Origin of the sequence: Xanthomonas sp. SS, assembly GCF_014236835.1 — a bacterium.
GTDB lineage: Bacteria > Pseudomonadota > Gammaproteobacteria > Xanthomonadales > Xanthomonadaceae > Xanthomonas_A.
Genome location: NZ_CP051190.1, coordinates 3,636,686 through 3,658,139, shown reverse-complemented (window position 1 = coordinate 3,658,139; position 21,454 = coordinate 3,636,686). Strand labels below are relative to the sequence as shown.

General features: G+C 68.5%; 20 protein-coding genes. 9 read left to right on the top strand and 11 right to left on the bottom strand.

What is annotated here, in order from left to right:
* Positions 1-141 precede the first annotated feature (141 nt).
* Positions 142-420, bottom strand: a complete 279-nt coding sequence (locus tag HEP74_RS15115; RefSeq protein ID WP_185813577.1) for a hypothetical protein — start codon at positions 418-420, stop codon at positions 142-144.
* A gap of 212 nt (positions 421-632) precedes the next feature.
* Between HEP74_RS15115 and HEP74_RS15110 the strand changes: the two genes are divergently transcribed.
* Positions 633-1,217, top strand: coding sequence for an alpha-ketoglutarate-dependent dioxygenase AlkB (locus tag HEP74_RS15110; protein WP_185813576.1), 585 nt, complete (start codon positions 633-635; stop codon positions 1,215-1,217).
* A 67-nt stretch (positions 1,218-1,284) separates the two neighbouring features.
* The gene (locus HEP74_RS15105; RefSeq protein WP_185813575.1) at positions 1,285-1,935 is read left to right on the top strand and encodes an HD domain-containing protein; all 651 of its coding nucleotides are present in this window, start codon (positions 1,285-1,287) and stop codon (positions 1,933-1,935) included.
* Positions 1,936-2,396: 461 nt separating this feature from the next.
* Here the strand turns inward: HEP74_RS15105 and HEP74_RS15100 are convergent, their stop codons facing one another.
* Positions 2,397-2,927 (bottom strand): DUF1993 domain-containing protein, encoded by a 531-nt coding sequence (locus tag HEP74_RS15100; protein WP_185813574.1) that lies wholly within the window; start codon positions 2,925-2,927, stop codon positions 2,397-2,399.
* 336 nt (positions 2,928-3,263) lie between these two features.
* Here HEP74_RS15100 and HEP74_RS15095 point away from each other — a divergent pair, with 336 nt between their 5' ends.
* The 3 genes from HEP74_RS15095 (at position 3,264) to HEP74_RS15085 (ending at position 8,170) form a co-directional block, all read left to right on the top strand.
* The gene (locus tag HEP74_RS15095) at positions 3,264-4,970 is read left to right on the top strand and encodes an FAD-dependent oxidoreductase (RefSeq protein WP_185813573.1); all 1,707 of its coding nucleotides are present in this window, start codon (positions 3,264-3,266) and stop codon (positions 4,968-4,970) included.
* Positions 4,967-5,272, top strand: coding sequence for a UBP-type zinc finger domain-containing protein (locus HEP74_RS15090; protein ID WP_185813572.1), 306 nt, complete (start codon positions 4,967-4,969; stop codon positions 5,270-5,272). Before HEP74_RS15095 ends, HEP74_RS15090 begins: the two co-directional genes overlap by 4 nt.
* Positions 5,273-5,659: 387 nt before the next feature.
* A complete protein-coding gene (locus HEP74_RS15085; protein ID WP_185813571.1) occupies positions 5,660-8,170 on the top strand; it encodes an excinuclease ABC subunit UvrA in 2,511 nt (836 codons plus the stop codon).
* A 246-nt stretch (positions 8,171-8,416) separates the two neighbouring features.
* On the opposite strand, the gene HEP74_RS15080 is transcribed toward HEP74_RS15085, so the two are convergent.
* The 5 genes from HEP74_RS15080 to HEP74_RS15060 form a co-directional block, all read right to left on the bottom strand.
* Complete coding sequence (locus HEP74_RS15080) at positions 8,417-9,295, bottom strand: SDR family oxidoreductase (protein WP_255427981.1); 879 nt, start codon at positions 9,293-9,295, stop codon at positions 8,417-8,419.
* An 860-nt stretch (positions 9,296-10,155) separates the two neighbouring features.
* Complete coding sequence (locus HEP74_RS15075) at positions 10,156-10,755, bottom strand: hypothetical protein (protein ID WP_185813569.1); 600 nt, start codon at positions 10,753-10,755, stop codon at positions 10,156-10,158.
* Between the two features lie 119 nt (positions 10,756-10,874).
* On the bottom strand, positions 10,875-11,501 hold the full coding sequence (locus HEP74_RS15070) for a DUF4291 domain-containing protein (protein ID WP_185813568.1): 627 nt from the start codon (positions 11,499-11,501) through the stop codon (positions 10,875-10,877).
* Between the two features lie 127 nt (positions 11,502-11,628).
* Positions 11,629-11,898 carry a hypothetical protein gene (locus HEP74_RS15065; RefSeq protein ID WP_185813567.1) on the bottom strand — a complete coding sequence of 90 codons (270 nt, stop codon included), beginning with the start codon at positions 11,896-11,898 and terminating at the stop codon, positions 11,629-11,631.
* Between the two features lie 241 nt (positions 11,899-12,139).
* A complete protein-coding gene (locus tag HEP74_RS15060) occupies positions 12,140-13,207 on the bottom strand; it encodes an NAD(P)-dependent alcohol dehydrogenase (protein WP_185813566.1) in 1,068 nt (355 codons plus the stop codon).
* A 118-nt stretch (positions 13,208-13,325) separates the two neighbouring features.
* Between HEP74_RS15060 and HEP74_RS15055 the strand changes: the two genes are divergently transcribed.
* From HEP74_RS15055 to HEP74_RS15040, 4 genes are all read left to right on the top strand, one after another.
* A complete protein-coding gene (locus tag HEP74_RS15055; protein ID WP_255427763.1) occupies positions 13,326-13,937 on the top strand; it encodes a TetR/AcrR family transcriptional regulator in 612 nt (203 codons plus the stop codon).
* A 180-nt stretch (positions 13,938-14,117) separates the two neighbouring features.
* Positions 14,118-15,140, top strand: coding sequence for an IS5 family transposase (locus HEP74_RS15050; protein ID WP_221893129.1), 1,023 nt, complete (start codon positions 14,118-14,120; stop codon positions 15,138-15,140).
* 611 nt (positions 15,141-15,751) lie between these two features.
* Complete coding sequence (locus HEP74_RS15045) at positions 15,752-17,095, top strand: DUF763 domain-containing protein (RefSeq protein ID WP_524540744.1); 1,344 nt, start codon at positions 15,752-15,754, stop codon at positions 17,093-17,095.
* Between the two features lie 503 nt (positions 17,096-17,598).
* The gene (locus tag HEP74_RS15040) at positions 17,599-18,201 is read left to right on the top strand and encodes a DNA-binding protein (RefSeq protein ID WP_185813565.1); all 603 of its coding nucleotides are present in this window, start codon (positions 17,599-17,601) and stop codon (positions 18,199-18,201) included.
* 122 nt (positions 18,202-18,323) lie between these two features.
* Here the strand turns inward: HEP74_RS15040 and HEP74_RS15035 are convergent, their stop codons facing one another.
* From HEP74_RS15035 to HEP74_RS15020, 4 genes are all read right to left on the bottom strand, one after another.
* Complete coding sequence (locus HEP74_RS15035; protein ID WP_185813564.1) at positions 18,324-18,674, bottom strand: nucleotide pyrophosphohydrolase; 351 nt, start codon at positions 18,672-18,674, stop codon at positions 18,324-18,326.
* Positions 18,675-18,753: 79 nt separating this feature from the next.
* The gene (locus tag HEP74_RS15030; RefSeq protein ID WP_185813563.1) at positions 18,754-19,146 is read right to left on the bottom strand and encodes a hypothetical protein; all 393 of its coding nucleotides are present in this window, start codon (positions 19,144-19,146) and stop codon (positions 18,754-18,756) included.
* A gap of 284 nt (positions 19,147-19,430) precedes the next feature.
* Positions 19,431-20,639 (bottom strand): SGNH/GDSL hydrolase family protein, encoded by a 1,209-nt coding sequence (locus HEP74_RS15025; protein WP_524540743.1) that lies wholly within the window; start codon positions 20,637-20,639, stop codon positions 19,431-19,433.
* Between the two features lie 24 nt (positions 20,640-20,663).
* A complete protein-coding gene (locus tag HEP74_RS15020; protein WP_185813562.1) occupies positions 20,664-21,416 on the bottom strand; it encodes an SDR family NAD(P)-dependent oxidoreductase in 753 nt (250 codons plus the stop codon).
* Between the last annotated feature and the right edge of the window lie 38 nt (positions 21,417-21,454).

Sequence of the window (21,454 nt, the reverse complement as noted above, 5' to 3'; positions counted from 1 at the left end):
GCTAAAGGCTATTCGGCCTAGCCGGTGTCCTTTGCGCGACCAAACAGCATGGCACTCAGCATCAAGTTGCAAGCGGATGGACGCGCTCGGGTGCTTGCATGCTGCTGCAGCAAGGCAGCAGCACGCCGTCGCCGCAATCGGCTAGCGCCGCGCGCGTCGCCAGGCGATCAGCGCGGCGACCGCTGCCACGGCGGCAATCGTGCCGACCGCGGCCACCCTGGTCGCCAATTGCACACGCTCCGCGCGTCGGCGTAGATCGCTGTCGGCGCTGCCTGCGGAGAGGGGCGACTGGAACACCTCACTGCGGTTGGTGCGTGCGCCGCGTGCGCGGAGCGCTGCGGCGGGCGCATGGGCGCTGTCGTTGCCGGAGGCATTGGCGCCATGGGCGTTGTGGAGGGGCGTGGCGGCTGCTGTGGTCATGCTTTCCGTCGTCCTGCGCGCTGCGGTCATGCGTGCGTATCGCCTGTGCTGTTGGGTGGGACAGTGTGCATGCTCCCAAGCGCAACGTTAAGGCAGCGCGGGCGAAAAGTAAGAATTCCCGTCCTGGGCTGCGACATTTCGCCGCGTCGCAGCCACTGATCCGTTCAGATGCTGGGATGGTGCCCCCTTTGCCGCGCCCCCATCTTGTGCCCATGGACCTGTTCGCTCAGCCCGACGACGCGCCGCATTGCCTGGTGCCCGATGCCGAGGGCGGTATCCGCTATTGGCCGCAGTTGCTCGATCCGGAGCTGGCGCAGGCCTGGTTCGCCGCTTTGCGCGATGGCGCGCAGTGGCAGCAGCTGCGCCGGCCGATGTACGACCGGGTGGTGGACGTGCCGCGGCTGGTGGCGGCATATCGCCTGCAGGATTTGTCCGAGACGCTGCCGTTGCGTGCGCTGCATGCCGCGGTGCAGGCGCGGCTGCCGGCGCCGTACACCGACGTGGGCCTGAACCTGTACCGCGACGGCCGCGACAGCGTGGCGATGCATCACGACAAGCTGCATACGCTGCTGGCGCCGCACCCGATCGCGCTGGTGTCGCTGGGCGCGCCGCGGCGCATGAATCTTCGCGCTACGGCCGGCGCGCGCAGGACCATCGGTGTGGAACTGGCGCCGGGCAGTCTGCTGGCGATGAGCCACGCCTCGCAGCTCACCCACGAGCATGGCATCCCCAAGACCGCCAAGCCGGTGGCGCCGCGGATGAGCGTGGTGTTCCGGGTGCGGCCGCGATCGGGCTGAACCGTTCGCGCCGCGATGGCGTGCGGATTCCGCAATAATGCGGGTCTGCCCTCGTCAGGAAGACCGCATGACCGCTCTCACCGAACTCTATGCGCGTGCCGTGGACTACGCGCGCATCGCCCACGCCGGCCAATTCCGCAAGGGCGGCACGGTGCCGTATTTCAGCCATGTGCTGGGGGTTTCGACGCTGGTGTTGGAAGCCGGGGGCAATGAAGACCAGGCCATCGGCGCGTTGCTGCACGACGTGGTCGAGGATTGCGGTGCCGGCCACGAGGCGGTGATCCGTGCGCAGTTCGGCGATGTGGTGGCGACGATCGTGATGGGCTGCACCGACGCCAGCGCCGAGCGCAAGGCCGAACACGAGGACGTGCCGGCCAGACGCCGCGACTGGCGCACCCGCAAGCAGGCGTATCTGGCGCATCTGCGCGAGGCGCCGGATGCGGTGTTGTTGGTGTCCGCCTGCGACAAGCTTTACAACGCGCGCAGCATCGTCGCGGATCTGGAAGATCCCGAGGTGGGTGTGGAGGTGTTCGAACGCTTCACTGCCGGCCGCGAGGGGACGTTGTGGTACTACGCCGCGCTGCATGCGGTATTCGCCGAACGCGGCGTGGCGGTGCTAAGGCCGTTCGCGGTGGCGGTGGCGCGGATGCATGCGTTGGCGGGCGAGGCGTTTGCCGCGGACGATGCAGGCGCGCTTGCGGTGCCTTCGTTGGCGTAGTCGTTTGGCGCCGATGCATGCTTCTCCCCTCGGGAGAAGGTGCCCCGCAAGGGACGGGTGAGGGTAGGGGCGAAGCCTCATGCGCCTGGATCAGCGAGCCGCTTTCGCGCCGTACCCTCACCCCAACCCCTCTCCCGAGGGGAGAGGGGCTAGCGGCTGTTCCTTCTCCCATTGGGAGAAGGTGGCCCGCAGGGCCGGATGAGGGTACGGGCGCAGCCTCGTGCGCTTGGATCAGCGAGTCGCTTTTGCGCCGTACCCTCACCCCAACCCCTCTCCCGGTGGGAGAGGGGCTATGCATGCTCGGCTATTCCCTTCTCCCATCGGGATCATGGCCCCCTTTTCGGGAGAAGGTGCCCCGCAGGGGCGGATGAGGGTACGGGCGCAGCCTCGTGCGCTTGGATCAGCGAGACGCTTTCGCGCCGTACCCTCACCCCAACCCCTCTCCCGAGGGGAGAGGGGCTTTAAGCGCTCTCGGTTTCCACCGTGTCGAACCGTCCCAGGTAATCGAGCTTGCCCACTGCCACGCCTTGCTGGCGCAGGATCGCGTGCGCGGTGGCCACGTGGAAGAAGAAGTTCGGCAGGGCGAAGGTCAGCAGGTAGTCGCTGCCGTTGAAGTCGGCCTTCAATTTGCCGGCGCTCAGCGACACCGCGCGGTCCTGCGCACCCTCCAGGGCGGCAGCGTCCACGCTGTGCAGGAAGCGCTGGGTGGCGGCGATGCGCTCGCGCAGCTGCGGCAGGGTGGTTTCGTCGTCCGCCATCTTCGGCGGCACGATGTCGCTGAGACGGCCGATGGTGTTCTTCGCGGTGTCTGAGCTGCGCTGGATCTGCGCGGCGAAGCCGAACATGTCCGGCGCCAGGCGTGCGTCGACCAGCGTCTGCGGATCCAGGCCCTGGTCCTGCGCATGGCGTTCGGCCAGGTCCACGTAGTGCTGCAGCACGTCCAGGCCACGCAGGAACACCGGGACGGTAAGGCGGTACATCGAGACGGACATGGGCGGTTCCTTGAGAAAGAGGTGGGCCGGGTAGGCATCAGCATTGGCGCAGCAACCACTGGATGGGGTGTTGCGGGTCGAACACAAGAGCGCCGGCGCCACGGGCGCTGCGTTTGGCGTGAGCCATGCCTGGGTGTACGTAATGGGTGATGCAGGCTGCTGCGCTGCGACGAAGGCAACTGCGTCCACTAAGGACACGAGGCTGCGCCCGTACCCTCACCCCCGGCCCCTCTCCCGGTGGGAGAGGGGAGGGGGCCTCCCAGAATGGGTGATTGCCCGCGGCGCCCACGCATCGCATGCTGTGCATGTTGTCGCCCGCTACCCACAAGGATGCCGATGAGCCTGGCCGATACCCGTCGCCATCAGATGTTCCCGGTGCTCGAGCCGGCGCAGGTGGAGACCGCGCGCCGCTTCGCCAGCGGCGCGCCGCGGACGTTCGCGCCGGGCGAGGAGGTGTTTGCCGTCGGCGACCATCCGGCGCCGGTGTGGCTGGTGCTGCAGGGCACGATCGCGGTGGTGCGCCGCGACGGGCTGGGACACGAGAAGCCGGTCACCGAGCACGGCGCCGGGCAGTTCAGCGGCGAGGTCAGCCAGTTGGCCGGGCGCGCGTCGCTGGCCGGCGGGCGTGCCGGGGCGCAGGGCTGCGTGGCGGTACCGTTCGATGCGGCGCATCTGCGCTCGCTGATGATCAGTTCGGCCGATGTCGGCGAGATCGTGATGCGTGCGTTGATCCTGCGCCGGGTCGGGCTGATCGAAGGCGATACCGCCGGTTCGGTGCTGATCGGCGAGCCGGGCGAGGCGCGGCTGACCCGGTTGCAGGGCTTCCTGACCCGCAACGGCTATCCCAACACCTTCCTGGATGCGGCCGACGACGACGAGGGCCGCGCGCTAGTCGAGCGCCTGGGCATCCATCACGACGAACTGCCGCTGATGGTCTGCCCCAGTGGCACCGTGCTGCGCCGTCCCAGCGAGGCCGAGGCCGCGCATTGCCTGGGCATGACCCCGGAGCTGGACCCCGACAAGCGCTACGACGTAGCGATCGTCGGCGCCGGCCCGGCCGGCCTGGCGACCGCGGTGTATGCCGCCTCCGAAGGGCTGTCGGTGCTGGTGCTGGACCAGCGCGCGATCGGCGGCCAGGCCGGCGCGTCGGCGCGGATCGAGAATTACCTGGGCTTTCCCACCGGCATCTCCGGCCAGGCGCTGGCCGGGCGCGCCTACAACCAGGCGCTGAAGTTCGGCGCCGAGCTGGCGTTGCCGCTGGAAGTGGCGCAGTTGCATTGCGATGCGGCCAGCGCCGAGGACTGCAGCGCCGCGCCGCTGCAGTTGCAGATGCGCGATGGCCTGCGCGTGCAGGCGCGCACCGTGGTGATCGCGTCGGGCGCGCGCTACCGGCGTCCGGACATCGCCAACCTGGCTGCGTTCGAAGGCAATGGTGTGTCGTATTGGGCTTCGCCGGTGGAAGCGCGGCTGTGCGAAGGCGAGGAGGTGGCCCTGGTCGGCGGCGGTAATTCCGCAGGCCAGGCGGTGGTGTTCCTGGCGCCGAAGGTGAAGCGCCTGCACCTGATCGTGCGCGGTGCCGGGTTGGAGGCGTCGATGTCGCGCTATCTGATCGAGCGCATCGCCGCGTTGCCGAATGTCGAGTTGCACACCGGCACCGAGGTGGTGTCGCTGCAGGCCGACGCATCGCAGCGGCTGGAGAGCGCGGAGTTTCGCGATCGCACCAGCGGCGCCACGCATCGCTGCACCTTGCACCATCTGTTCCTGTTCGTCGGCGCCGATCCCAACAGCGCCTGGGTGGACGGCTGCGTGCAGCTGGACCACGCCGGTTTCGTCGTCACCGGCGCCGAACCGGTCGCTGGCCAGGTGCCTGCGCTGCCGTTGGAGACCGATCGGCCGGGCGTGTTCGCGATCGGCGACGTGCGCGCCGGTTCGGTCAAGCGCGTGGCCGCGGCGGTCGGCGAGGGCGCGGCGGTGGTCGCGCAGATCCATCAGTTCCTGGCGCGGCGCAGTGCGCCCGCCACCATCGAGAGGGCCAGCCCATGAGTGCGCGTTGTTCCCACCTTTCCACCATCGCCGAGGTCACGCCGAGCGCGCGCGGCTGCGAGGAATGCCTGAAGATCGGCAGCCCCTGGGTGCACCTGCGCCTGTGCCGCAGCTGCGGCCATGTCGGTTGTTGCGACGATTCGCCCAATCGTCACGCGACCAAGCATTTCCACCAGACCGCGCACCCGATCATCGAAGGCTACGATCCGCCCGAAGGCTGGGGCTGGTGCTATGTGGACGACACCGAAGTGGAGCTGCCGGACCAGACGCCGCAGCTCGGGCCGATTCCGCGTTACGTGTAGCGGTGGGCGACAGCGTCGGGACTGAAGTCCCTTCCACAGTGCACCCAGTTGGCTCGCCGCAAGTTTTCTGTAGGAGGGGCTTTAGCCCCGACCGGGATGTGTCGACGCTGCAAGCTGCCTGTCGCGGCTGAAGCCGCTCCTACAGAGAGCATTAGCCGGGCGTGGCGGCTCTTTGGGCGTGTCGGCTCTTGTAGGAGCGGCTTCAGCCGCGACCGGCGAAGCGGTGGACCTAATAGCTTCGGGCAGCGCCGGAACTGAAGCCACCCCCGCAACAGCGCCTGTCGATTGACAGGTGTGCATGTAGTGGACTCGGCGCGCCAGCCCATACACAGCCGCCTCCGCCCGACCCCGCTAAGCTTGCGCAAGCTCTCGCCAATTTTCCAGCCAATGCCCAAGCCGCCCGTCTCCCCCGCCTCCGGTTTCGTCCGCGTTCGCGGCGCCCGCGAGCACAATCTCAAGGATGTGGATGTGGAACTGCCGCGCGATGCGCTGGTGGTGTTCACCGGCGTGTCCGGCTCCGGCAAGTCGTCGCTGGCATTCGGCACGCTGTTCGCCGAGGCGCAGCGCCGCTATCTGGATTCGATCTCGCCCTATGCGCGGCGTCTGATCGACCAGGCCGGGGTGCCGGATGTGGATTCCATCGAAGGCCTGCCGCCGGCGGTGGCGCTGCAGCAGCATCGCGGCGCGCCGAGCACGCGCTCGTCGGTCGGCAGCGTCACCACCATCTCCAATTCGCTGCGCATGCTGTATTCGCGCGCCGGCGACTATCCGCCGGGGCAGGCCATCATCTATGCCGACGGCTTCTCGCCGAACACGCCGGCCGGCGCCTGTCCGACCTGCCACGGCCTGGGCCGCATCTACGACGCCACCGAGGCATCGATGGTGCCGGACCGGTCGCTGAGCATCCGCGAGCGCGCCGTGGCCGCGTGGCCGCCGGCCTGGCACGGACAGAACCTGCGCGACATCCTCACCACGCTCGGCCACGACGTCGATGTGCCGTGGGCGAAGCTGCCGAAGAAGACCCGCGACTGGATCCTGTACACCGACGAGCAGCCGACGGTGCCGGTGTATCCGGGCTTCACCCTCGCCGAGACCCAGCGTGCGCTGCGGCGCAAGCAGGAGCCGGCCTACATGGGCACCTTCAGCAGCGCGCGCCGCTACGTGCTGCATACCTTCGCCAGCACGCAGAGCGCGCTGATCAAGAAGCGCGTGTCGCAATACTTGCTGAGCACGCCATGCCCGACCTGCGACGGCAAGCGTCTGCGCCGTGAGGCGCTGTCGGTGACCTTCGCCGGACTCGACATCGGCGCGCTGTCGCAGCGTCCGCTCACGCAAGTGGCCGAACTGCTGCGCCCTGCTGCAGAAGGCCGCACCCGCGGCGCCAAGCGCCATCCCGAGCAGGCCATCGCCGCGCAGCGCATCGCCCAGGATCTGCTGGCGCGGATCCAGATCCTGCAGGAGCTGGGCCTGGGCTATCTCACCCTGGAACGCAGTACGCCGACGCTGTCGCCCGGCGAACTGCAGCGGCTGCGCCTGGCCACGCAGATCCGCTCGCAGCTGTTCGGCGTGGTCTACGTGATGGACGAGCCGTCCGCCGGCCTGCATCCGGCCGATGCGCAGGCGCTGCTGGCCGCGCTGGACCAGCTCAAGGCCGCGGGTAATTCGCTGTTCGTGGTCGAACACGAGATCGACGTGATCCGCCATGCCAACTGGATCGTCGATGTCGGTCCCGGTGCGGGCGAGCAGGGCGGGCAGGTGCTGTACAGCGGACCGCCGGCCGGACTGGCGCAGGTCGCCGCCTCGTCCACGCGCCGCTACCTGTTCGCCGAGCAGGCGCCGATCGCACATGCGCCGCGCGCGCCGGGCGCGTGGCTGCAGCTGCGCGGCATCACCCGCAACAACGTCGCCGCGCTGGACGTGGACATCCCGCTGGGCGTGTTCACCACGGTCACCGGTGTGTCCGGCTCGGGGAAATCGTCGCTGGTCAGCCAGGCCTTGGTGGAACTGCTCGGCGCGCATCTTGGCCAGGAGCGCATCGATCCGGAAGAAGGCGTGGATCCGCTCGAGCGCAGCACGCAGGTGGCGACCGACGGCCGCATCGCTGATGGCCTGCAGCACGTGCGGCGGTTGGTGCAGGTGGACCAGAAACCGATCGGCCGCACGCCGCGCTCCAATCTGGCGACCTACACTGGCTTGTTCGACCATGTGCGCAAGCGCTTCGCCGCGACGCCCGCGGCGCGTAAGCGCAAGTACGATGCCGGCCGCTTCTCGTTCAACGTGGCCAAGGGCCGTTGCGAGACCTGCGAAGGCGAAGGCGCGGTGTTCGTGGAATTGCTGTTCATGCCCAGCGTCTATGCGCCATGCCCCACCTGCCACGGCGCGCGCTACAACGCCAAGACGCTGGAGATCGAATTGCGCGGACACAACATCGCGCAAGTCTTGCGCATGACCGTGGCGCAGGCAGCGGACTTCTTCGCCGACGATGCGGCGATCGCGCGGCCGCTGCAGGTGTTGGGCGAGGTGGGACTTGGCTATCTACGGCTGGGCCAGCCGGCCACCGAGCTGTCCGGCGGCGAGGCGCAGCGCATCAAGCTGGCCACCGAGCTGCAACGCGCGCAGCGTCGCGATACCGTGTACGTGCTCGACGAGCCGACCACCGGCCTGCACCCGGCCGACGTGGACACGCTGCTGCGCCAGCTGCACGGGTTGGTGGAGGCGGGCAATACGGTGGTGGCGGTCGAGCACGACATGCGTGTGGCCGCGGCCAGCGACTGGATCATCGACATGGGGCCGGGCGCCGGCGATGAAGGTGGCAAGGTGGTCGTTGCCGGTGAGCCGCTGGCGGTGGCGCGGCATGCGGGCAGTCGCACCGCGCCGTTCCTGGCGGAGGCGCTGTAGGCTGAAGCGTTCCAACGCAGTGGCGAGGCAGGCTGCCCACATCGCACCGTTCCTGCCGGGCGCGGTGCAGGGCTGGATGTTTCCAAGTTCCGGTGCCGGCGCAACTGCCGCAAGTGGAACCGCCTGCATGCAAGGACGTTGTCGCAGGCGCCAACGCGCAGCGGCCTTGCATTCGATCCGTCGCCCGCGGGGTGACGCATTGCGGCCGTCCCGCGCCAGCAGAGGTCGGCGCGGGAACGGCAACGCTCAGCCGACGTTGCCGCGGCCGCCGACGCTGCTGAAGATGCTGCCGGTGGTGAAGCTGGATTCCTGCGAGGCCAGCAGCACGTAGATCGGTGCGATCTCGGCCGGCTGGCCGGGCCTGCCGGTGGGACCGTCGGCGCCGAAGGTCTTCAGCTTGTCCATGAACTGCCCGCCACTGGGCTGCAGCGGCGTCCAGTACGGGCCGGGCGCGACCGCGTTGACGCGGATGCCCTTGGGCGCCAGCTGCTTGGCCAGGCACTTGGTGAAGCTGACGATGCCGCCCTTGGTGGTGGCGTAATCGAGCAGCGCTTCGGGCGGATCGTCGGCCACGATCGAGGTGGTGCTGATGATCGAGGCGCCGGGCTTGAGGTGCGGCAATGCGGCGCGGGTCACCCAGAACAGCGCGTAGAGATTGGTCTTGAGCGTGTCGTCGAACTGCTGGTCGTCGATGTCCAGGATCGACGGCTGTGCGGTCTGGCGCGCAGCGTTGTTGACCAGGATGTCCAGCCCGCCGAGCTGGCGCACTGCCTGATCGACCAACTGCCTGCAGAACGCGGCGCCGCGCAGGTCGCCGGGAATGGCCACCGCCTTGCGCCCGGCCGCGCGGATCAGCGCGACCACCTCGCGCGCGTCCGACTCCTCCTGCGGCAGGTAGTTGATCGCCACGTCCGCGCCCTCGCGCGCGAAGGCGATGGCCGCGGCGCGGCCGATGCCCGAATCGCCGCCGGTGATCAGCGCCTTGCGCCCGGCCAGGCGGCCGGAACCGACGTAGCTGCGCTCGCCGTGGTCCGGCACGGGCACCATCTTCGACGCCAGACCCGGCCATTCCTGCTTGGGCGTATCGAACGGCGGGCGCGGATACTGGGTGCGTGGGTCCTGCATCGGCGGCCTGCTGCCGGCGGCGCCGGTGCCCGCCGACGTGGCCTGCGCGGCGGCACCGGACATCGCCAGCGTGCCGCCTGCGGCCAGGCTGCTGCCGAGGACGCCAAGCGCACGGCGACGGCTGGCGGAGTGGTTGGGATCGTGATCGCTCATGGCGCGGTTCCTCGATGGGGGAAGGAGCGGCGGCGCGGGCATGGTCTTTGCGCCGCCTGTTCGGCGTCCTCCGCCAGGTCCGGAGCGCTGCAGGCAGCGGCGGGATGCATGCGGGCCGACGTCGGGTACCCATCTCAGCGCCGCGCCCGGCACCGCGACGTGAGCGCGAGGTGCTGCCGACGTGAAGCGGACCGGCGGCGACGCGTGGGATGCGCGTGGCGGCCGCGACGGCGGCGCCCACACTGCGCCGTTCCTGACACAGACGCTGCAGGGATAGCGTGTTGCATCCTGTAGGAGCGGCTTCAGCCGCGACGGGCTTTACTGATGGTGCCTGTCGCGGCTGAAGCCGCTCCTACAGGGTTCGCTGTTGCGGAGCGCTCCCGCTTCTCAGCCTGCCAATTCGAAGCTGGCGGACACGCCCGCGGGCTCGGCCGATGGCGCCACCCACGACTGCGCCGTTGCCGAGGCAGACGCGGCAGTGATAGCGCGTTGCATTCTGTAGGAGCGGCTTCAGCCGCGACGGGCTTGCCTGATGGCGCCTGTCGCGGCTGAAGCCGCTCCTACAGGGATTGCTCTTGCGAAACGCTCCTGCTTCTCAGCTTGCCAATTCGAAGCTGACGGACACGCCGGCAGCTTCGGCCGATGGTGCCACCCACATGTCGAACACGCCCGGCTCCACCGTCGGCTTCAACGCCTGCCAGCCGAGTTCAAGCCTGGTACCACTCCAACGCATCCAGAAATTGCGCGGCCTGCGCAGCGCTGCCCAGATACGACGTCAGGGACGAGGCGACCGCCGCTCGCGCCGTTGCGAGCAGCTCGTCGGTGTCGTCGAATGCGTCGTCGCCCAGTTTCGCCATGGCGTTGGCGATGGTGGCCAGGCCGCCGAATGCAGTATCCAGGTTGGCGGCCAGCCACTTGGGTTGCCACGCACCGGCACCGTGAAACGCGAACAGGACCTCGCCGCTTGCGATGTCGAGAATGAAAGGATCCGCGCCTTGGTCCGCGACCACCAGCCACTGCTCGCTCCAGTCCGCAAGGCGTTCGCCGCTGACCGCATTCCACCGGTATCCGGCTTGCAGCTGCCAGAGCTTGTGCAGCGGCGGAATGTCGACGGGGTTGCCGCCGATGTCGAGCGACACGCCGATCGGGCCAACGTGCGCGTGGTAGGTCTCGCCCCACGGCCCCACCTGCGCATAGAAATCGACGAGCGCCGCCGGCAGCGGCATCGGTCCCTGCCAGTCGGACGCCGGTTGCGGGCGTAGCTCGCCCCAGGGGGCGAGCAGGGTGCGAAGTGCGCTGTAGGACATCGGTTTCCTGCGGCAGTCGGGAGGGCCGACAGTATGCCCGCGCATGCAGGGTGCCAGGCGCGGTGCGCGGTCGTGCAGCGCCGTATTGCGGCATGCGCCACCGCTATCGGCGCTATACCTCAGAGGTCGAGGCCGACGGCGTGCGCGGCACTCGCTTCGGGCAGATAGACCCGTTCGTGCGGCATGCACAGTGACGCCTCGCCGTGGCGCAAATTGGCCGCCTGCGCGTGCACGAAGTCGGTGATGTCGGCGATCGCCATGACCTGCTGCGTGCCGTAGCGGCGCAGCACCTCGCCGCGCAGGCCCAGTTGCAAGGCGCGACGTTCCAGTGGGGTGCCGTCGGGCGCATGGTCGGGATCCCATTGCAGGCGCACGTCGGAATGGCGTATCGCGGCCTGCCATTCGGCGTGGCTGGAAAAGCGCGAAGCATCGAATGTCGAAGGAACCGCGGTGCGCAACAGTTCGTCGAAGAATGCGCGCGGCAGCCGCACCGCCAGGATCCGTTCCTGTCCTTCCTTTTGCGCCCATCCCGAGCGATACATCATCCACAGGAAGTTGGGCTTGATCCAGCTCATCCGCTCGTAGCTGAATTCCCCGCCGAAGCGTTGCTGCGCGACCGCGAACTGCGCGATCGAGGGGCGGTACGCCTGGTAGACAAGGATCGATTCGGCATCGAAGTGCGCCAGGATGTGGCGGCCCTGCCGCGGCCAGGTGGCTTGCAATGCCACGTAGGTCGCTTGTTTCATCACCGCGGAAGTTTACGCAGATGCGCTGCCGGGGTCGATTCCGCTGGCCGCGGGCGCGCGAACTCGGCGAGCGATCGCGTGGCGCCGCGCAGGTGCCTCGCGAGGCGACCGGGCGAGTTGGCGCGCGCTACTGGCGGTCGACTGCGGCAACCTGCGCGTCGTGCGCATTGTCGCGTTGCGCCAGGTCCTTGCCGATGCCGTAGCCGAAGGCGACGAGCAGGAACAGGAGCGCAAGCCCGGCGTACAGCTGTCCCTGGCGCGTGTCGTTGCGCATGGCCAGGATGGCGAGGCAGACCAGGGCCGCGCTGAAGTACAGGGGGCTAACGCACAGGCCGAGTACCACGAACAGGCTGATGGCGCCGGAGAGCGCGGGCGCGACGGTTTTGTTGGCGGACATCAGGAGTCTTCCTTGTTGGCGTGGCCGAGGACGGTTGCGCAGCGTGGCCGACTGCGCGGGTGCGGCGGCTGCATCAGCCGCCGCGTCGAGCATCGCTTGCGCGGCGGGGGCGGTCAAGCCAGGCGCGGGCGTCCCGATTTCCCCGCGCGGGCACTGCCGCAAGGACCGCGTGGGTGCCGGCTAGCGCGTCCGGCCCGCGAAGACGTTTTTGCCGGGCAACGCCGCCGCAGACCACTGCCGGCTACAGCGTCGAGCGCGCCATGTCGATCACGAAGCGGTAGTGCACGTCGCCTTTCTGCAGCCGCGCGAAGGCCTCGTTGATCTGCTCCATCGCGATCACTTCCACGTCGGCGACGATGCCGTGCTGCTGGCAGAACGCCAGCATTTCGTGGGTGTCGGCGGTGCCGCCGGTGCCGGAGCTGGCGATGCGGCGGCGGCCCATCGCCAGCATCACCGGGCGAAATTCCAAGTGGTCCGGCAGGCCCAGCGCGCACAGGGTGCCGTCGAGTGTCAGCGCCTGCAGCATCGCGTCCATCGGATAGACCGAGGACACCGTGTCGAGGATGAAGTCGAAGCGGAAGGCCTGTGCCTGCATCTGTGCGGGATCGGTGGACAGCACCACTTCGTGCGCACCCAGGCGCTGCGCTTCGGCGGCCTTCTTCGGCGAGGTGGTGAAGGCCACCACGTGCGCGCCCAGCGCCCGCGCGAATTTCACCCCCAAGTGGCCCAGGCCGCCGATGCCGACCACGCCCACGGTGCTGCCTGGGCCTACCTGCCAGTGCCGCAACGGCGAGTAGGTGGTGATGCCGGCGCACAGCAGCGGCGCCGCCGCAGCCGGATCCAGGCCGTCGGGCAGCGGATAGACGAAGTGCGCGTCGGCCACGTAATACTCGGCATAGCCGCCGCGGGTGCGGCTGCCGTCGACGCGGTCGGTGCCGTCGAAGGTGAGCGTGGGGAACTCGCGGCAGTACACCTCCATCTGCGCGCGGCAGGGTTCGCACACGCGGCAGGAATCGACGATGGTGCCGATCATCACCCGCTCGCCGACTTTAAACTCCGACACCGCCGCGCCCACTTCCACCACTTCGCCGACGATCTCGTGGCCGGGCACCAGCGGGAATTCGCCGCCCCAGTGGTTCACCGAATGCAGGTCGGAATGGCAGACGCCGGCGTACAGCACCTTCACCGCCACGTCGCGTTCGCGCACGGCGCGGCGCTCGAAATGCCAGGGCACCATCGCGCCGCCTTTTTCCAGGGCGGCGTAGGCGCGGGTCGGGCGGGGCTGGGCCGTTGGGGCGATAGCGTTCATCAGGGCTCCGGTGCTTTACAATTTGGCTGGAAATGTAATTTTGACAACTTTACAAATTATGTCAAGTGTAAAATCCGTTGCACCCGTTGCGGCTCTGCCGAGCAAGGAGACGCGCATCATGGATGCCGCCTTCCAGCTGTTCCTGCGCCACGGCTACCGCAAGGTCGGCATCGGCGACATCGCCGCGGCGGCGCAGATGTCGCGTCCGTCGCTGTACGCGTCGTTCCCGAACAAGGAGGCGATCTTCGCCGCGATGGTGCTGCGCCAGCGCGACCAGTGCCTGGCCGAATCCGGCGTGCGGCTGCGTCCGGGGCAGGACCTGGCGACGCGGCTGCGGCATCTGTTCGACATCTGGGTGCTGGAACCGGTGGCGGCGGTGATCGATTCGGAGAACGCCACCGAACTGCTGGCCAAGTGCGGCGACTACGCGCCGGAGGCCCTGGCCGCGCTGTACGCAGAGCTGGAGGCGCAGCTGGTGGCGACGCTGCAGCCGGAAGTGCATGCGCCAGCGGCGATGTCGGCGGCGGACATCGCCTACATCCTGCGCCTGGCCACCACCAGTCTGAAGGCGTCGGCCGATAACGAGGGCGATTTGCGGCGTCTGATCGGCGGGCTGATCGCGATGACGCTGGCGACGGTGCATGCGGGGGAGGGGGCAGGCAAGTCTGGGGTTACGGCTGCGACTGCGGCTACTGCGGCGTCGGCGAAGCGGAAGCGTGGTGGCGGCTGAGTCGATTGAGCGTTGGATCACCGCGATCTGCGCTATAGATTTTTTCAAGGCAAGGCTTCTGCGCCGATCCTGTTCGAAGCCGTGAAGTGCACCGCTTCGTTCGTCGCGACTGAAGGGCACCTCTAAAAACCTCCTTCTTTGGCATCATATGGTCAGAAGAGAGAGAGCCGAGGCCCTGCGATGATCAGCTTGTTTGCCGGACACGAACGCGAGTCCAAGCGCCAGCAGATAGGCGACCCGCTGGCGGTGTTGTCTCGCCATATCGATTTCGCAACGATTGCCCAAGCCGTCGATGCGAAGCTGTCCTTGGGCACCGGCACGCACGGGGGCCGTCCGGCCTGGCCGACGGTGGTGATGGTCAAACTGCTGCTGTTGCAGCAGCTATACAACCTCTCTGACGATGCGCTGGAGTACCAGGTGCTGGATCGGCGCAGTTTCCAGCAGTTCCTTGGACTGGAACACAGCGGCAAGGTGCCTGACGCCAAGACGATCTGGGTGTGGCGCGAGCGGCTCAAGGCGCAGGATCTGATGGGCGACATCAGCGCAGCGGTTGGCGTGCAATTGCAGCGTGCGGGATTCATTGCGCGCGGCGGTCAGATCATCGATGCGAGCATCGTCAGCGCCCCGATCCAACGCAACACGCGCGAGGAGAACGCACAGATCAAGCAGGGTAGCGAGGTAGGCCAAGACTGGAGCGACGCCAAGCGCGCGCAGAAGGATGTGCAAGCCCGCTGGACGCGCAAGCACGGCAAGGCGCATTACGGCTACAAGCTGCACGCCAGCACCGATCGGCGTTGGGGCTTCATCCGCCGACATGCGGTGAGCGCAGCCAACGTGCATGACAGCCGACACTTCGAGGAGGTGCTGGACCCCAGCAATCACGGACGCACGGTGTGGGCCGACAGTGGCTATGCCGACGCATCGCGGGAGGCCGATCTGACGCAACGCGGCTATCGGGCGGCCATTCAGCACCAGGGCCAGGCGCGCAAGCCGCTAAGCGCGGCCCAACAGCGCCGCAACCGGCGGCTTGCCAAGGACCGGGTGTTCGGCGAACACCCGTTCGCGCGGCTGGCGCAGCAGGGCGGTAAATGCCTGCGCACCATTGGGTTGGCACGGGCCACGGTGGTGATCGGGTTGAAGGTCGCCAGTCACAACCTGATGCGGCTGGCGCGGCTGCAGCATCGGGCCATGGTGCCGGCGTGATCAGGTAAGGCGGCCGACGGCCGCCTTACCTGGCACATCAATGCCATCCAGCAAGCCGGCAATACACCGAAGTCGTCCTCAAGACACGCTGACGCTGCGTACTCGCGGCTCATAGTGATGAAACTATGGGTTGTTCGAGGTGCCCTGAAGTCGCTCCCACAAGGGGCTTGCGGCGAGTTGGCTGGGTGCGTTGTGGGAGGGGCTTTAGCCCCGACTGCATGGGGCTGGAAGTCGCGCGGCTTCCTGGCTTTTGTGTTGTGGTGGAGTCGCGGTCGGTCTCTCATCCATCACAGGCTGATAGGCGCGTCGCTTGGTTTGTCGCGGCTGAAGCCGCTCCTACAGGGGTTTGCGGTGAGTTGGCTGGGTACGTTGTGGGAGGGGCTTCAGCCCCGACTGCAGTGTGGTGGACATTGCGCGGCTCTTCGCTGAATCGCTCAGTCTTGCTGCGGTCGCAAGTCGCGCGATGAGACGCGGCCTGGCTACGCTGGCGATCCGTTTTTCTTCGGAGTTCCGCGCATGAGCCGACGTTCCGGCAGCGCCGATCTGCCCCTGCACGGTGGCCGCGTGCCGCATTGGCTGGGCGAGCGCATGACCCGGCTCGGCGCGGTGATGTGCCAGGCCATCTGCACAGCTATGGCCGCGACGAGCTGCTGCGGCGCCTGGCGCATCCGTTCTGGTTCCAGTCGCTGGGCGCGGTGATGGGCATGGACTGGCATTCCTCGGGCATCACCACCAGCGTGCTGGGTGCGCTGAAGCGCGGGCTGACGCCGCTGTCCGCCGAATTGGGCATCCATGTGTGCGGCGGGCGCGGGCGGCATTCGCGTGCCACGCCCGATGAGTTGTGCGCGGTGGGCGAACGCACCGGGCTGGACGGCGCCGGGCTGGCGCGCGCCAGCCGGCTGGTGGCGAAGGTGGACAGCGCCGCGGTGCAGGACGGGTTCGATCTGTATCTGCACGGTTTCATCGTCAGCGACGACGGGCAATGGGTGGTGGTGCAGCAGGGCATGAACGGTGCCAGCAAGCAGGCGCGGCGTTATCACTGGCTGTCCGAAGGGCTGAGCAGTTTCGTCGATGCGCCGCATGCGGCGATCGACGGGCCGGGGCAGGGCCGCATCGTCAATCTCGCCGACCATCGCGCCGCCGCGTCGCGGGCTGCGCAGGTGGAACTGCTGCAGGCGCTGGGGCCGGACCGGATCGCGCAGGAATACGGCGCATTGCAAGCGTCTTCGGCGCACGCGGTGGCGTCCGTGCCACGTGCCGCCACCCGCGCGAACACGGTGAACGGTGCGATGGCCGCCGCGCACGCGGCGCGGAGTGCGCGCAGCGCGGCGGCCGACGCGCTGTTCGCGCCGAGCGGCGACCTGTTCGCCGCCACGCCCGACGCGATGCCGGCGCGCAGGCCGCCCGGCCTGCCGCACCTGTCGCTGCCCGACCACCACGACCTGCGCGGCAGCGACATCGTGACCCGGCGCCTGCATGGCAACCTGGCCGCGGCGGCCGAATGCGGGCCGCAGGATTTCACCGAACTGCTGCAGGTGCCGGGCGTCGGCGCACGCACCGTGCGCGCACTGGCGCTGGTGGCCGAAGTGCTGCACGGCGCGCCGTGCCGATTCACCGATCCGGCGCGGTTCTCGATGGCGCATGGAGGCAAGGATCGGCATCCGTTCCCGGTGCCGACGCGCGTTTACGACCACACCATCGGCGTACTCAAGACCGCGGTGGCGCAGGCCAAGCTGGGCCGCGAGGAAAAGCTGGAGGCGATCCGGCGGCTGGATGCGCAGGCGCGCCTGCTCGAACCGCACGCGCGCGGGCCGTCGGTGGAGGCGCTGATCGCCGAGGAGCGGCGCGCGTCGCACGGCTACGGCGGGCGCAGCGTGTTCGGTTGGGAGCCGGCACCGGCCGACGCGGCGAGTGGCGCCGACGATGCGCCAACCCGACGCGTGCGTCGCCAGTAGATTGCTGCAGCAAGAGCGGTGTGCGCGACGGCAGCGGCGCGCGGGAGAATCCGATCGCCGGGCGGTGCCAAGCGATCGGCGCGTTGGTCCAAGTCCGACGCGGAAGCAGCGCGAGATCTGCTGGCAGCCAAGGATGACGACTTCGAGGACATCGTCCAGAAAACGTCGCGTGGAATCGGCAATGCGATGCGCGCGCAGCGTGGCCGCGCGGATCTGGCGGAGCGCGCTGCGGTGGCGACGTGGCGGCGTGTATCGCGCGTCCAGCCAGGGAAAATAAGTGACGCGATCGAACGCGAGGGCAGTAAATCTTGCGCAGCGCTCGGTCATGTCGAGCATGCGCGCACGCTTCGTCAGCATGGGTTCGCGCCATTCGCACTGCTGCACACCCGCAACGCGAACCGCGCGCAGTGCACATCGGCTTCGCGTGGTTTATGCCGGTTCTTTACTTTTTGGCTGCTACACCTGTTGCGATGGCCAGTTCCGGCCGCTTGCAGGAGAACGACATGCCGACGCAATCCACCACCGCCAGCGCCAAGCGTGCCAAGCGCGAAGGCAAGGCGGGTACTACCCAGGCCGGCGAATTCGTCCACGAGGAGATCGATCGGGTGCGCGAGGGCAAGACCAAGGTGAAGTCGACCAAGCAGGCGATCGCCATCGGCCTGTCCAAGGCACGCCGCGCCGGGGTCAAGACTGGTGCGTCCAAGACCGCCTCCAAGTCCACCAAGAAGAAGGTCGCGCAGGAAGAAGCGAAGGGCGGCAAGGCCGATGCGCCGTCGCCGACCCGTTCGCGCGGCGCCAAGAAGGCGCTGAAGACCGCCAGCAAGGGCAAGACCGCCAAGCAGACCGTGGGCAAGAAGGCCTTGTCCACGCAGACCAAGAAGGCGGCCAAGAAGCGCACCGCCAGCAGCCGTTCGGCCGCGGCGAAGAAGGCCGCACAGACCAAGGGCGCCAGCGTGCGCAAGAGCGCGGCCAAGAAGGCGGCGCGGACACGGGCGAAGAAGGCCGCGACCGGAGCCTCCACCGCAAGCAAGAGTACGGCGAAAAAGACGGCGGCCAGGAAGAGTGCGCCGCGCAAGCGCGCTGCGAAGAAGGCGTCTTCGCGATAGGGCGCAAGCGTCTTGGAGGCGTCTTTCAATCCCTTGTAGGAGCGGCTTCAGCCGCGACAGGTTCTCCGGATAAAGTCTGTCGCGGCTGAAGCCGCTCCTACAACGGCGGGCGTGAGCGACGCCTACAACTCGGTGTATTTGGTGATGCGGCCCTTGGCGCGGTCCACCGGGTACTTGGCGGCATTGACCTGCATCTTCTGCCGCGCCGCCTCGATCGGGTCGATGCCCAGCTTGTCGCACAGCTGCAGCAGGTACAGCAGCACGTCGGCGACTTCGCTGCCGACCTGGGCCTTCTTGTCGTCCGACAGTTGCCGGCTCTGCTCGTCGGTGAGCCATTGGAAATGCTCGAGCAGTTCCGACGCCTCGACCGAAAGCGCTGCGGCCAGGTTGCGCGGGGTGTGGAACTGGCCCCAATCGCGTGCGTCGGCGAACGCGCGCTGGGCGGCTTGCAGGTCGTGGAGACTGTCGGGCATGGCAAGGGTTCGCAGGCGGGAAGCCGCATGGTAATGCACCGCCGGAGCCGCTCGTGGCGGCAGCGGCGACGGCCTGACTTCAGTTGCCGTTTTCCTCGCGCCAGCGGGCGATGGCATCGGACACCGCTTCGCCGTGATCGCGCGACACATCGCGCGGGTGCCGCGGCGACGCGGTGTCGCGGATGCGCGTGGCCAGGGCGTCGCAGGCGGCGTGTCCGCCCTGCTGTATCTGCGCGCATTCGTCGGCGTCGAGCCGGATCAACAGCGAGTAGCCGAACGCGGAGGCGTTGCAGTTCACGTCCAGGAAGCGGTCCGTGCCGGATTGCAACAGGAACCAGGCATGCGCGACGTGGTCCAGTACCTGGAAGTGCGTGGCGCTCACGACGCGGCTGCCTGGTGGCGCGTCCCGTTCGCGCTGGGGCGACGACGCGAGAGGGACGAGCGCGCGATGCCAGTGCAGCAAGTCGGGCAATGTGCGGTTTGCATCGGCATGGCTATAGCCTATCCCAATCGTAGCGACGGGCCTCGGCGCTTGCTCGATCAGGAGCGATGTCCTCTGTGCGAGCGCCTGCCGGTGAGGTCGGTCGTGACGGGCTTTGTCGGTAATGCCCGTCGCGACGGATGGCGCGAGGTCACCCGAAGTCGCTCCCCACAGTGTCGGGGAGCGTGGATGGGGGCGGCGGCACGCTCGGCGAAGAACTCCAGCCGCGAACGACGTGCACCGCTCGCGGTAGCGGCGCGGAGATCTTTGCCCCGTCAGCGCGCCTTGCAGCCGAACAGCGACAGGTCGATGGCGTTGGCCATGCGCGCGTAGCCTGCGTCGTTGGGGTGCAGGTGGTCGCGGGTGATGGCGGCTGGCAGCGATTCGGGGTTGTCGGGCATGCGCAGGATCGCGTCGAAGTCGATCACCGCGTCGAACGTCTTGCTGTCGCGGATGAAGGCGTTCAAGGCCTGGCGGGTCGCGGCGGACACGGGTTCGTAGCGTTCCGATGCGCCGAACGGGGTCAGCGTCGCGCCGATCGTGGCGATGCCGTGCTGGCGCAGGCGTTCGGCCACCTGGCGATATCCAAGCTGCATGTCCGCAGCAGTGCGCCCGGGCGCGAACGCCGGCGGCCCGCTGTGGCGGATGTCGTTGATGCCTTCGAACAGCAGCACCTGGTCGACGCCGGGCAGCGCCAGCACGTCGCGGTCCAGGCGCGCGAGCGCGCTGGGGCTGCGGCCGGCGTCGAGCAGCTTGTTGCCGCTGATGCCGGCGTTGAGCACCACTACCTGGCCGGGGCAGGCCTGCTCCAGGCGCTTGCCCAGCAGCGCCGGCCAGTCGCCATTGCTACCGCGTGCGGCGGTGGCGCCTTCGGTGATCGAATCGCCCAGCGCCACCACCACCCGCGGCGACGCGCTGGTCTGCGCATACACCGCCGACACCACGTTCTGCCGGTAGCTCAGCGCGGTGGCGTCGCTCACGTCGACATTGCCCTCGGCCACGCGCACCGCCGTGCGACGCACCGCCGGCCGCGCTGCCTCGGGAAAGTACAGGGTCAGCGCGATCTCGGCCAATGCCGGCGCGCGCAGCGCCACCGGATCGCTGAGCAGGACGCCGCCGGGCGGCAGCACGATCTCGCGGCGGCCGTCGAACGACACCGGCTGCGCCGGCTGGGCGGCACTAGCCAGACGCACCGACGCCGCGCCGATCTTCAGCGGCGCGGTGCCCAGTTCGTTGCTGATGCGGAAGCGCAAGGCCTGCGCGGCGGTGCCCAGGCGCATGTCCTGGCGCACGCTCTGCCGCTCGAACTGCAACGAACTGCCGGCCGGACCGTCGAGCCGGTCCGGCGTGGGCGAGGCGATCCACGCCGGCAGCCAATGCGCGGCCTGCTGCGCCGCCGCCGGTAGCGTCATGTACAACGCGAGCGCGGCGGTTACCGCGCCCCTCCACAACAACGGCCGCAAGGGCGGGAATCGCAACGACATGAGCGTGGCTCCTAGGCGTTCGGGTCAGGAAAAATACACGCCGCCGTTGACGTCGAGATTGGCGCCATTGATGAAGCTGGCGGCATCGGAGGCCAGGTACACCGCCGCATCGGCGGCTTCGGCGGCACGGCCTTCGCGGCGCAGCGGGGTGGCGTTGGCGACGAAGGCGCGCACTTCCGGCTTGGTGAAGTCGTCATGGAAGCGGGTGGCGATCATGCCGCAGCACAGCGCGTTGACGCGGATGCCGCGCGGGCCCAGTTCCTTGGCCATCGCCCGCGAGAAGGTCATCACCGCGGCCTTGGCGGTGGCGTAGATCGCCGCGCCGGGACCGCCGCCGTCGCGGCCGGCCAGCGAGGCGAAATTGACGATCGCCGCGCCCGCCTGCATGTGCGGCGCCACCGCCTGCGTGGTCAGGTACACCGACTTCAGGTTGAGGTCCATGACCTGGTGGAAGAAGGCTTCGTCGATGTCGGCCAGCGGCTTGCGCGCGAGCATGCCGCCGGCGACGTTGACCAGGATGTCGATGCGCTGGCCGAACGCCTGCTGCGTCGCGGCGACCAACCCGGCCACAGCTTGTGCGTTGGCTGCATCGGCGCGATGCACGATGGCCTGGCCGCCAGCGGCCTGGATCTGGCGCAGGGTTTCCTCGGCGCTGGCCGCGTCGTTGGCGTAGTTGATGCACACCTTGGCGCCGGCCGCGGCCAGCTTCAGCGAAACTTCGCGGCCGATGTCGCGGCCGCCGCCGGTGACGATGGCCACCTTGTCTTGGAATTGCATGCGCGATGAGTCCTTGCGTTGTGGGGAAAGGGAAGGCG